Source organism: Mucilaginibacter sp. Mucisp86, assembly GCF_047324315.1.
Lineage (GTDB): Bacteria > Bacteroidota > Bacteroidia > Sphingobacteriales > Sphingobacteriaceae > Mucilaginibacter.
The window spans coordinates 3,463,269-3,474,720 of sequence record NZ_CP168503.1; the positions used below are offsets into that span (position 1 = coordinate 3,463,269).

Below are 11,452 nucleotides of genomic sequence, written 5' to 3' on the forward strand. Positions count from 1 at the left end.
GGTTTTTCCGGGCGTTGCTGGCGTTTTTTGAAAGAGTCATCGAGTTTATCGGATAACGAAAGCAATCCGTTATAGACGTTGGTTAGCCTGATCGCCTTAGCACTTCAGCTATGCAGCCGGATACAGCAATTCCTCTGCGATATCCATATAAGCCATATCAATGGGAGGCAACGTATCGTATTGTGTAGGATTTGCTACGCGATCTGAAAGGTATTCCTTAGTGATTGTACAGTATTCCATGTCTTTAGATGGAACCTGTATCCGAGCAAGTTCCTGCATTCTTTCCACCGAGGGACTTCCTAATAACCATTCGTAAGCCTGGTCATCGTTAAGTATTGCCGGCATTCGCCACTTGTTATCTTTGTTATGGATTTGACGCATTAATGCATTTGCTTTTGTTGTCGCAAACGCGAAAGTGTAAACTAATTCACCTGTCTCTTTATCGAGCACCTGGTTATATAATCCGGCCATCCACCAGTATTCGCGGTCTTTCATGGTCACCATATACGGGAATGCATCAGTCGTTGTTAATTGCTGACCTTTTTTGCCGATCTTATTGATGTGCCTGTTTTCTATCATACCTGTGGATAACACCAGGCAGGTTTTCCCTTTTTCAACCGAACTGGCCCACATCGACCGCTCTTTTTTTTCATTGAGCAGCATATTCTCTGATTTGAAATTCATCGTCGTGTATCTCCTCAAGAACTCTTGTGCTTTTTCGTGCGAGTCGATGCCATACGGCATGAATCCCCACTGTGCCTGTACCAGCTCAAAATCAGTTTTGTCAGAATTGGCAATCGCTATAGCAGCGGGTTCGAACATGAATCCATTATGAACGCCTACATTTAGGAAGTTGTAGCGTCTCACCTCTTTTTCCAGGTTTTTCAGTCGAATAAACTCAGAACGGGTGACTTTTTGACCGTTGTAGTAGCACATATTTCTTTTTTCTTGTTTCTGATATAGCCGGCAACAAGTTTGCCAACCTCTTCAGCCAGCTCCTGGCGGCCTTCCGGAATTGACGTCCAAAATTTTTTATCATCGGAGTCATAAGCGACCGTGATCACCAGCGGCATCATTGTCGGTTGCGTGAAGTCAATATGAAAGACCCTGCCATGTTTCAGGCTGTGTTCCGCAACCGTCGCCGCTAAACCCTGATAAGTTATTTCAAATTCCTGTATCGCTGCCATGTTAAAGTTACACATTAACCAGAAAAAACAATAATGCTAAATTAATTAGTATTATTGTAAATTCAAAATGCTGTATCAAATTTTGATGTTCCTTCGTAAATTGTATACGAGAAAAATATCGAATAATCGAACTTATCCCAATCTACTAAAGATCAATTAACATGGAAGCCAATCTTGAAGCACAGATGATTTCAAAGCCCCGCTGCCCACGCTGCGGTAACAAGTTGGTTCATGAAGTGAAAATAGGATGGTTTTTTATCTTGCTCAGAAAGATTTTTGCAGTTCGTAAATTCTTTTGCGTAAACTGCATGTCAGGGAAGTATGTTTGGGGAAAAGATGTCAATCACTAACAGGAAGCCTACTTATTCTGCAAAACGCAAGAAAGACTAAAAACTGCTCAATTCTGCATCGATCTGCTCTCCGATCGCGTCTATATCATCCCTGCTCAATTCCGTGTGGCCAATGATGATGTAAACCCCTTCCACTGTTTTGCAGATCGTCCCCAAGACAACGCTGTCCTGAACCAGTTCGAAGCACGGACCTTTGTGTCCGGCACACTCCATTTCATTAGCATCGATATCGCAATACTGTGTGCCTATGATGCAGTTGATTCTGATCGTATCCATAGTTTTCAATCTCTGCGTCCTTCAATTTTTGATATGATCTTATTGAACAAATTAGCATTTAAAGGTTTGCCTTCAGTTTGTTTCCATTCTTCGAACTGTTCAATAACTGCGATGAATATGCCATCCCGTTCAATACCAAAATGACCTTCATTATCCGTTATGCGAAAATGATGCTCGACATTATCAATTTTTTCGGCAAACGTGAACGACTCAAACGGTTCTTTTTGCCTGATAAATTCTATGATTTGCTCCTGCTCGGCATCCGAGAAATAATCGCCTGTGAATTCCCATTGACTTGGATCTTCCAAGTGAAATGCAACTTCACCCAACTCTTTCCCGTTCATATCGGTTTCCAAAATCCGGTATACGCCTGTAAACTGCCTGACTTCGGGTAGGCCAATGAAAATTGGATCGATAGTAATCGTTTTATCACCATTATCTTCCTTCGAGACCGTAAAAGTTGTTAAGTCAATCATTTCCCAAGAGTTTTATTTATAATAAAAATTCAGTCAGAAATGTTTGCGGTGTACTCTGATGTCCCTCGTCCCAACTGCCTACATTGTTTGGCTTTATATAGTTAGTTAAGTCTCTGTCTATCCAAATTATTAATGATAATAAATAGTTATCTATTATTAAACAATCTTATTTGGTTCAGTGGATGAATATTTGGTCATCAATCTTACCGAAAGCATTGATTCCCATGCGTCAAATGCGTATCGAGTCCTTTTGTATGTGCGTACTGTTTCCAATAGAGTTAACGTTATAAATTATTTAATGATGTCGACTCTGTAATAAATGCTATTATTCGCTTTGTGTCAGTTTGTTGATAACATTTTACTTTTAAAGCCATTAAAATAATGTTAGTTTAACTGATTAAAATTTTAACATTTGCAGATTATTTACGACATTGGCTAAAGCCTAACACTCAATCAAACTTTCATGGCAAGAGCTGACTTATTATTAAAACTGGTTAAAGCCGGAAGTGTTGGAGATAAAAGCCTCTTTACGAAAGTTGTGGAATCTCTAATTGCCGAAGAACGCAACAAGCAACACCACATCGTCGCAGACCAGTTAACGGATATTCTCAAAAATCAGCAATTTTCAAAAGATCAAAGTTCTAAGGTCGTTCCCAAAACATTACTTGATGAAAAGCTGGAAAGCTTTCTTTTTAGGATTTATCCGAGCAAATCTCTTGATGATATTGTCTTAAAGCGAGAAAATCGAGGGATTATCGACGAAATGGTTCAAGAACACCATAGAGGCGACCTACTACGATCCTATAATTTAGAACCAAGAAACCGTGTTTTGTTGGCCGGCGCTCCTGGTAATGGCAAAACTTCATTAGCCGAAGGTATTGCACAATCTCTTATGGTACCGTTTTATGTAATCAGGTATGATGGTATAATTGGAAGTTACCTGGGGGAAACTGCGTCAAGACTAAAAGCCATGTTTGATTTTATCAGAACACAGGAATGTGTCCTGTTTTTTGATGAATTTGACGCTATTGGTAAAGAAAGAGGAGACACCCATGAAACGGGAGAGATCAAGCGTGTGGTAAGTTCGTTGCTATTGCAAATAGACCGTTTACCGAGCTATGTGGTAGTTGTTGCTGCAACTAATCATCCTGAACTATTGGATAGAGCGGTTTGGCGCCGTTTTCAAATCCGTATGGAACTTGAAAAACCAGATCGGTTAATGATTGAAAACTGGCTTAAAAAGTTTGAATCTCGCGTAAAATATAGCTTAGAGCACTCCCATAGGACTATATCGGGAAAATTGGAGGGTTTAAGTTTCTCTGAGATAGAGGAATTTGTATTGGATATTCAACGGAAATATATATTGTCGCTTCCAGAAGTTGACGTGAAAAAAATAGTTGACGAGTCCCTAAACCAGATATCCAATAAGTACCAACTTCGAAATGGCTAAAAAACCTCTCCTTATTTTCCCGCGCACTTCTGCGGGTTCGCGGGATACTTTACCCCCTTTTACAGGCAATATCAAATACCCTGGAAAAGAAACGCAAATCCAAAACCTCGAAAATCGAATTACCGAATTAGATCGTGTGCTTGAAAACCAAACGGCGTATTTAGGAGCTAATCCAGCCAACCTGATTGCAGAAATGATCTTAGTATTAGAGATAGCCGGAAACTTAGATGATTTTTTTCGGGCGGTGGCTGCCACGCCTGGAATGGAATTTTTAAGCGAATTGCAATCCGAAATTGAACCTGATGAGAATTTTTTTACAGTAAATCGCAGAGGCGAGCCTTCAAACAAACGATTTGGCGCGAGGTTATTTCTCACAATGACCAATCAAAGTGCTTTACGAGAATTTCGTTCTTATTGGGATGAATACAAGAAAGATCCTGATAATCAAAATTTCAGACGTAACACCGGCAAGTTTAAAACCTTATTTGATAAACTAAAGGACTTGCGGCCATACAGTATTGCAGACCGTATTTATGATACCGGTTTGGAAAATTATGTGGAGGAGATGCGGCAACTTAATATTAATCCTGTGAAGTTTGAAGTAGAATTGGCCTACAAAGATGATACGGTAAGAAACTCGGATGCCTTTAATGAAGTCGGAGCCTTACTTGCGCAGCATAATGGGAGCGTGATACTAGGTTCCCGTATTATTATCCCTGAAATAGGCTATCATGCCTTCATTGCCGAAGCACCTATAGAAAGTTTTGATGATCTTACTGAAAATACTAACATTACCTTTTTAAAGTCTCAGCAAATTTTGTTTTTCAGGCCTGTTGGACAAACTGTATTTAATGTTTCTGATGAACCTCAACTTTTGGATTACACTGAAGAAGTACATCAAGTCCAGCCCGGGATTAGCCCAGTAGTTGCATTATTAGATGGGTTACCTCTCGAAAACCATGTTTTATTAAATGGTAAATTAAACGTTGACGATCCTGATGATTTTGCCAATAACTATTTAGCTCAATATCGGGTCCATGGAACAGCAATGGCATCGTTGATTATCAATGGTGACCTAAGCGAACAATCAACACCTTTAAGCCGGCCGATATATGTTAGGCCGATTTTGAAACCCACCACAAATAATCAGGGAGGGGGCGAATTTTTACCTGACGATAAACTCCCGATTGATCTTATTCACCGGGCTGTCAAACGTATCTTTGAAGGCGAAAACGGAGGTGCGCCAACAGCGCCCAATATAAAACTGATCAATTTTTCTATTGGCGACCCTTTTCGACCATTCCATCATAACATCAGCACCTGGGCGAAACTCATTGATTGGTTATCTTATAAATACAATGTTCTCTTTATTATAAGCGCAGGTAATATAGTAGAGGATATTCATTTGGACATTCCGGAGGCGGATTTTGACCAAGCTACTTTACCAGATATTCAATTAGCCACACTCAGAAAAATAATTGAAGATAACATTAACAGGAAAATTCTGACCCCCGCGGAATCAATTAACTCAATAACTGTCGGTTCCGCACAGCATGATAGTCACGGGCCATTTAATTTTCCGCAAAGAAAAAATCTGATAACAAGTCCGTCGTTATTAAGCCCAGTTAGTAGAATCGGTTTCGGATACAATAATTCTATAAAACCGGAAATATTGATGGCAGGCGGTAGAAAATTATTTAGAAAATCTCTTCAGCAAACTGATCCGAATAAAACTCATTTAAGAATTGAAAGCGGCGAATCAATAATTCATCCGCCAGGAAATCTCGCCGCAATGCCCGGCGCACAAGGTGATTTGCAAAAAATCGGCTATTTATGTGGCACTAGTAATTCCGCGGCTTTAGCCTCAAATCTAGGGGCAAAACTCTATGAAATGCTGCTTGGGCTAAATGCAGAGTTACCAATCGAGCAAAAAATACCCGAAAGATATTTTACAGTAATTTTAAAAGCTTTATTGGTGCATGGTTCTGGTTGGGGTGAGGCTCAACAAATACTTACCAGCATCATAAGTAGATTACCTGGGGTGGCAGCACAGAACGTGAAAAGAAATATCTATCCATATTTAGGTTATGGCACGGTTGACAGTGAAAAAATACTTTACTGCACTGATCACAGAGTAACATTAATTGGTTTTGGCGATTTAACTACGCGTGATGGACAAGATGCTCATACGTATTCATTCCCATTGCCGCCATCTTTGGCATCGGTAGCTATTGACAAAAGATTAGCGATCTCTCTAGCATGGCTAAGTCCATTAAATTTTAAAACTGCACGATATCGGAAAGCGCATCTGTTTTTTGATAATTTGGAAGGCAACGGTCATTTAGCGATAGAAAGGAGTAGCCATGATTTTAGAATGGGTAGAAAAGGTACAGTGCAGCACGACGTTCTTACAGGCGAATATGCAGACGTTTTTCAGGACGGTGATACGATCAATATTAAGGTCAGTTGCCGGGAAGATGCTTCCGGGCTTTCTGTAAGGGAATCAATTAAATATGCTTTAACAGTCACACTTGAAGTCAGGGAAAATGTACATACAATGATCTATGATGAAGTAAGACTTCGGTTACAGGAACGTATCAGAGAAAGAATATAATAATGTTTATCGATGATTTTTCATGAAGATGACATAAACTTTGAGCGGCTTGATTGGAAACAATTCGAGGAATTGTGCTACGATTTATTAGTAAAATTTCAATTTCATTCAATGGCCTGGCGACAGGGTGGTTCTGATAATGGCAGGGATATCGAAGCTAAACGTTATATAACTGACTCAATAGTTAGTCCATATCAAGAAAAATGGTTTGTTGAATGTAAACGTCATAGTAACGGCCTGGCATTGGATCAGGTCGTGGAAAAAATAAACTGGACGCGAGTTGAAAAAGCAGATCATTTTTTGCTCATAGTATCTTCTTATGTTACTACACAAACCCGTGAATGGCTAGAAAAAGCAAGACAGACAGAATTTTTTACAATTCATATTATTGAAGGGAAGTTTCTTAAGCAGCAGCTATTACTTTTTCCAGATATAATTATTAAGTATTTTGCTGATGACCATGTGAGATTAGTAAGGAGTTTACTGATGCAGTGGGTATCACATGATATTTTACCCACGCCAAAAGCGCTGTATGATCTTCACAAAAATTTGGATTTTGGTCAATTAGACTATCAGGAATTGGGCTTTATGTGGCATGCTTACGTGCATTCCGAAGAAGCTATACAGCAGTACTGTTCGGATCAGGGTTTAGAACCTATAGTATGGGATGGAATTGTGCCCTTTGACTTTTTAATACCGTATCTTAAACTCGCTCAAAATTGGGAATATCCCGTTATGAAAGAGTTTGAAACAGCAAAATTCGGAATGATCAATGGGCTTGGCCAACAATGGATGGAACCACAGGGCGATGATTTTTCATTTTCTAACATCCACTATCAATTGCTCGACAAGGAAAGAGTTCAGGTCTGCTTAATAAAAGAAAACAAGATATTAGAGGTACGAATTGGAGTAGGATTTCGACAACAATAATAATCATAGTTAACCAACTAGATGTGCATCAATGCCTCTCCTTGATTTTTCTTCCCTGAATAAAATACCTAAATCTCTTCTTAACTGTTTTCTAAAATCTTTTGTTCCCGCTGAAATCTTTTCAACCTGCTCACTGGAATATGTGCCATTGTTAGCAGGGCTTTTCATACCAGCATCTCGAAGTACATAAAAACTCGTTAACGCTTCACTTGAAATGACAAGGTTTATAACGCCTTTTTTCCACTCAATCAACTCTTCTACAGCTTTTTTGATTTTAGCATGATCAAAACTGCCCCCTTTTTCTTTAAAAATCTTATCTGTGATTTCAAACGCTTTAGGATAGTGTTCTAACCTTAAATCCAATAACTTAGTTGTCAAATTCCTATCTAGCGTTTTATTAAATTGTTGCTGTTGAAATCTCTGGGTTCTAAAAAATTGATAAAGCGTAATTACAGAAATTACAAGCGATGTCAAAGAAGCAATTAGTGAAGGTGTTAAAATATCTTTCACTATTTTAACGCTTTATTTATGGCTTGTATTAATTTTTTCCATTGTTCAGTTTCATCCGCCGTCAATTTAGTGGCATCATTCGTTTTCGTCCATCTTATATATGCTTTTGCCAATTTGTATTTAGAAAAATCCTTGATTTCTTTGGCGAAAATATCAACTATCGGCCTGCTTGGACTTGCATCAGCAATTTTCTTTACGTCTTTACCGTATTCTGCTTTTACTATTTCTATAAGGGTTTCACGTAAGAGGTCTTCTATCTCCGGTTTAGCTATCCCAGTACAATAATCTTTTGTTCTGAGGATATTACTATTTCCCAAAGTATGCACCAAATTTTCTTGCTGTGCGGCCTGATCGCCCGCCGCGTCAGAATCTAACAACGCTGCAATCTTCAATTTGTGAGAGTGCAAAATCGTAGCGTAGTAAACTACTTTTCCTGCTGAATTTGCAAACACTAACGCAATTTTTTCATCCAGCTTTTCCATATTGCTTGCCCTTAGCAACGCAGCGGTTGCATCAAGATACCAATAGTCGGTCAACCCTTCTAAAATTAGGTTCTTCTGTTGAGTAAATAAACTTTGGGCTAAATCATAACCCAATGCTTCCTGCAGCGGAAGCAAGCCTGCCGGATCACTCGAAGAAATTGTGGTATGCACTTTTGTACCTTCATCCCTGTTTTTTAGTTCCACCACCCTTACAAGATCTAATTCATCAGGGCCTACTAGGAAAGGGGAATGCGTTGAATAAATGGTTTGGTTCTTTTCGGCAAGTTTAGAAATGGTTTGGCGAAAATCACGTTGTTTTAACCCATGCAAACTCATCCCTGGTTCATCAAGTAATAAAATCGCATTTTTATGCTTATCCATTGCTTCTGCAAAGAACACTACATAGAATGATACCAGCCATTGGAAACCTTCTGACCGTTGATCCAATTCGATTTTAACTCCGATATCGTCCTCAACGACAACTTTTAAGTATTGACCATCTGCATTTATGCTTAATTTATCCGCTTCAGCACGATTTGGATTAGGATTCCAAATGTTTCTAATTTCTTTTGTTAATTTTATGCTCGCAGCATCTAATTGGTAAGATCTTTTATCAAGAATGTCTCTATACGCTTTTAGCCCATCGAAGTCGTTCTTATCCGGATCAGGGGTTTTCCCAATGTCTGACAATTCTCTTGGAGAGAACCCAAGCATTTTCAAAAGGCACAAATTTCCATAGTCGTAATGTTTATCGTCATCCAATAATTTACGCTCTACACGATCTGCAAGATGTTCGAGATGAATCAAAGGTTTGACTTTGAAGTAATTATTAAATAGTACTAATACAGGCAAATTGGCCCTTAAAATATCTAATACATCATATTTGGTTTCATTAGATTCCATTTGAGCCAAGATCCTTGCGTAACGATCTTCTTCAGTTTTGTTATTTTCATCGACACTAGTGTATACGCTTTCAAACCATTTGAACAGATCTGGAGTGCCGCGTTTGGATGGCGCATGATTACTTCCGTATTTGTCGGTCATAAGCTTCATCGAGTCCGTTATTTTTGTTGGGGATGAAGTTGGCACAGCAATCATATTTTGTGCATCTAAATGAGCCGCAAGTCTTGCTAAATCATTTTTAAAAGAAGGATAGAGAAACCATTCCGGGGCATTATTCAAATAATGATTAAACGAATTATCGAGATGCAGGTACTTGACGTAAGTGCAGTTCTGATACTCTATAGGCACTAACTTTTTGTCGTTTTCGTCCAGTGTAAACCAACCTTTTACAACCTCAACCTTGTCAGCTGTCACTTGCTTGGTTGTTATATCATTGTATAAAGATCTCGGATAATCTCTAATTTCATCAAAACCATCTATATCTTCAGGTTTATTTAACTGTTGAAGAGCTTTTAGTACAACGGTTTTTCCCGCCTCATTTGGGCCGACCAAAATAGTTTTTAAACTTTCGATTTCAAATTCGCCGGTGTCCTTTATACTTCTGTAATTTTGTATCCTGGCTTTAATTAATTTCATGTAATTCGGTTATTTGGTTGTTTGAGAACGAAAGTTATTGGAGTCCTAATTTACAAAAATTACTTAAATAGTCTTAATTTAAGCGTTTGCGTCATTATTTAATTGTTTTAGGTACAAAAATCCATATCGACATATTCACGATTTTAAAAGGCATCTTTAAAACGCATTTTTCTCTTAAAAAGTGAATTTAAGACCTGAAGTAAGCAAAGGCTGGAAGTGAGATGTCGTTTTGTTCATCATCGACGGACTTGAACATCTAAAATAAAGATAGCGGCTATCGGTTGCTTTACATCCCAAGACTTGCGACATATCACTGATTACTTGACATAAATGTATTAATGTTAATTCAATAAAAGATAACTGAACATTATCCATTCTAACATATAGGAACATTATGAAGCTGGCTTTCGATCATTTCAAAACAACTTGTCGGGCGTCCGCGTCTAGAATTATGCTTTCATTTCAAATTTCATAGACGCAAATAGCTATTTAGCTGAAATCGTTATTAGCCTGTTTTATCGCTCAGTTGATTTTTGTTATAATGACATTCGCAACTTTATACACGATAGATCGAATTTTGCGTTAAAGATTGCAGTGGAAAGCCCGCAGCGCAGCGAGGACTTGTAACGGAAAGCCTGGGCCGAAGGCAACGCCCAAAACTTATTTAAAATCAAACAGATCTTTTACAGGAACTCCTAAGGCTGTGGCTATAGCTTCGATTGAACTAATACTGGGATTAGAGATTCCCCTTTCAATACGACCAATTTGTTTAATATCAAATCCAGTTCGTTCCACCAAATCTTCTTGAGTGATTTTTTTCGATTTTCTAATCTCAAGAATATTTGCGCGGACCTTATCAATTAAATCTTGGTTCCTATAGTGCTTATTTTTCACCTCTCGCAAGGTGTGCGTAAACTAAATTAAATATTAGGTGATGTATGCCCTATTTTGGATTTTTAGTTATATATTTGAATTAATAAATGAAATAAAGCGCTAATTGACGCTTAAATCATAAATTTGCGATACTTCAAAATATTAGAAGCATTCGCTTTGAATCTCGTAACTGAAACGTAGGAAATTTCATGACGGCGGGAAGATAAGTGGAATGCTCACGCTCCTGGCGTGGGCTCCCTTATTGTCGTCGGTTCTCCTACGTACCAAGTTGCAATAAGTCGGGTTCCACGCCTTCTTTGCTATCAGGCCGGTCCCTTCTTCAAAAAATACAGGGATGAACGCTAAACTCAAGACCATTAACCGCATGACACTGCTCACCGCCGAAGAAGCGATGAAGCGGATCTTTGCCATGGTCGATTCCCCGGCCTTAAAGGCACAGCTTAGTAAATGGCAGGATTTCGGCCTGTCCGAAGCCGCAGGAGACCTGCATACCCTAACCGCCGAGGAACTGGGTGATTTCATGGACAGGTTACCCGACCTGGTCCTGGCCCTGTATGCGTACCAAAAGGAAATTCAGAAAGGAGGAGACAAATGACCCTGATCCTTCAAAATCAATGGTTACTTGTCATTTGCCCACCGGAATGATAAGACGGTAGCGGCGGCCCCGTCAGTTAATAGTTAAATAAGGGCCGCCGTTATTGCCTGTTTTTCCCTGATGCCGCAACGGCGTCCTACCTGATTTTT

12 protein-coding genes are annotated in these 11,452 nt (G+C 39.0%); 5 read left to right on the top strand and 7 right to left on the bottom strand.

Annotated elements, in window-relative coordinates; all coding sequences use genetic code 11:
* Positions 1–108: 108 nt before the first annotated feature.
* The gene (locus ACEN9X_RS14725; protein ID WP_413671070.1) at positions 109–936 is read right to left on the bottom strand and encodes an SOS response-associated peptidase family protein; all 828 of its coding nucleotides are present in this window, start codon (positions 934–936) and stop codon (positions 109–111) included.
* A complete protein-coding gene (locus tag ACEN9X_RS14730; protein ID WP_413671071.1) occupies positions 885–1,187 on the bottom strand; it encodes a hypothetical protein in 303 nt (100 codons plus the stop codon). The genes ACEN9X_RS14725 and ACEN9X_RS14730 overlap by 52 nt, the downstream gene beginning before the upstream one ends.
* 161 nt (positions 1,188–1,348) lie before the next feature.
* Here ACEN9X_RS14730 and ACEN9X_RS14735 point away from each other — a divergent pair, with 161 nt between their 5' ends.
* Positions 1,349–1,537, top strand: coding sequence for a hypothetical protein (locus ACEN9X_RS14735; protein WP_413671072.1), 189 nt, complete (start codon positions 1,349–1,351; stop codon positions 1,535–1,537).
* Positions 1,538–1,573: 36 nt separating this feature from the next.
* Here ACEN9X_RS14735 and ACEN9X_RS14740 read toward each other — a convergent pair whose 3' ends face one another.
* Together ACEN9X_RS14740 and ACEN9X_RS14745 are read right to left on the bottom strand one after the other, a co-directional pair.
* Positions 1,574–1,813, bottom strand: coding sequence for a hypothetical protein (locus tag ACEN9X_RS14740; protein ID WP_413671073.1), 240 nt, complete (start codon positions 1,811–1,813; stop codon positions 1,574–1,576).
* 5 nt (positions 1,814–1,818) lie between these two features.
* Positions 1,819–2,289, bottom strand: a complete 471-nt coding sequence (locus ACEN9X_RS14745; RefSeq protein ID WP_413671074.1) for a hypothetical protein — start codon at positions 2,287–2,289, stop codon at positions 1,819–1,821.
* A 463-nt stretch (positions 2,290–2,752) separates the two neighbouring features.
* Between ACEN9X_RS14745 and ACEN9X_RS14750 the strand changes: the two genes are divergently transcribed.
* From ACEN9X_RS14750 to ACEN9X_RS14760, 3 genes are read left to right on the top strand one after another with little or no spacing between them, the layout of a single operon-like run.
* Positions 2,753–3,739 carry an AAA family ATPase gene (locus ACEN9X_RS14750; RefSeq protein ID WP_413671075.1) on the top strand — a complete coding sequence of 329 codons (987 nt, stop codon included), beginning with the start codon at positions 2,753–2,755 and terminating at the stop codon, positions 3,737–3,739.
* On the top strand, positions 3,732–6,353 hold the full coding sequence (locus tag ACEN9X_RS14755) for a S8 family peptidase (RefSeq protein WP_413671076.1): 2,622 nt from the start codon (positions 3,732–3,734) through the stop codon (positions 6,351–6,353). The genes ACEN9X_RS14750 and ACEN9X_RS14755 overlap by 8 nt, the downstream gene beginning before the upstream one ends.
* A 12-nt stretch (positions 6,354–6,365) precedes the next feature.
* Entirely contained in the window at positions 6,366–7,283 is a 918-nt protein-coding gene (locus ACEN9X_RS14760) for a restriction endonuclease (protein ID WP_413671077.1), read from the top strand.
* A gap of 9 nt (positions 7,284–7,292) precedes the next feature.
* Here ACEN9X_RS14760 and ACEN9X_RS14765 read toward each other — a convergent pair whose 3' ends face one another.
* From ACEN9X_RS14765 to ACEN9X_RS14775, 3 genes are all read right to left on the bottom strand, one after another.
* The gene (locus ACEN9X_RS14765; protein ID WP_413671078.1) at positions 7,293–7,793 is read right to left on the bottom strand and encodes a hypothetical protein; all 501 of its coding nucleotides are present in this window, start codon (positions 7,791–7,793) and stop codon (positions 7,293–7,295) included.
* The gene (locus ACEN9X_RS14770) at positions 7,793–9,814 is read right to left on the bottom strand and encodes an AAA family ATPase (protein WP_413671079.1); all 2,022 of its coding nucleotides are present in this window, start codon (positions 9,812–9,814) and stop codon (positions 7,793–7,795) included. The genes ACEN9X_RS14765 and ACEN9X_RS14770 overlap by 1 nt, the downstream gene beginning before the upstream one ends.
* Before the next feature lie 660 nt (positions 9,815–10,474).
* Positions 10,475–10,708 (bottom strand): helix-turn-helix domain-containing protein, encoded by a 234-nt coding sequence (locus ACEN9X_RS14775; RefSeq protein ID WP_243482910.1) that lies wholly within the window; start codon positions 10,706–10,708, stop codon positions 10,475–10,477.
* A gap of 334 nt (positions 10,709–11,042) precedes the next feature.
* Here ACEN9X_RS14775 and ACEN9X_RS14780 point away from each other — a divergent pair, with 334 nt between their 5' ends.
* Positions 11,043–11,303 carry a hypothetical protein gene (locus ACEN9X_RS14780; protein WP_413671080.1) on the top strand — a complete coding sequence of 87 codons (261 nt, stop codon included), beginning with the start codon at positions 11,043–11,045 and terminating at the stop codon, positions 11,301–11,303.
* Positions 11,304–11,452 lie beyond the last annotated feature (149 nt).

Coding starts and splice junctions, on each gene's coding strand:
- ACEN9X_RS14750 (WP_413671075.1), top strand. CDS start 2,753: ATGGCAAGAGCTGACTTATTATTAAAACTGGTTAAAGCCGGAAGTGTT.
- ACEN9X_RS14735 (WP_413671072.1), top strand. CDS start 1,349: ATGGAAGCCAATCTTGAAGCACAGATGATTTCAAAGCCCCGCTGCCCA.
- ACEN9X_RS14770 (WP_413671079.1), bottom strand. CDS start 9,814: ATGAAATTAATTAAAGCCAGGATACAAAATTACAGAAGTATAAAGGAC.
- ACEN9X_RS14780 (WP_413671080.1), top strand. CDS start 11,043: ATGAACGCTAAACTCAAGACCATTAACCGCATGACACTGCTCACCGCC.
- ACEN9X_RS14725 (WP_413671070.1), bottom strand. CDS start 936: ATGTGCTACTACAACGGTCAAAAAGTCACCCGTTCTGAGTTTATTCGA.
- ACEN9X_RS14730 (WP_413671071.1), bottom strand. CDS start 1,187: ATGGCAGCGATACAGGAATTTGAAATAACTTATCAGGGTTTAGCGGCG.
- ACEN9X_RS14740 (WP_413671073.1), bottom strand. CDS start 1,813: ATGGATACGATCAGAATCAACTGCATCATAGGCACACAGTATTGCGAT.
- ACEN9X_RS14755 (WP_413671076.1), top strand. CDS start 3,732: ATGGCTAAAAAACCTCTCCTTATTTTCCCGCGCACTTCTGCGGGTTCG.
- ACEN9X_RS14745 (WP_413671074.1), bottom strand. CDS start 2,289: ATGATTGACTTAACAACTTTTACGGTCTCGAAGGAAGATAATGGTGAT.
- ACEN9X_RS14760 (WP_413671077.1), top strand. CDS start 6,366: ATGATTTTTCATGAAGATGACATAAACTTTGAGCGGCTTGATTGGAAA.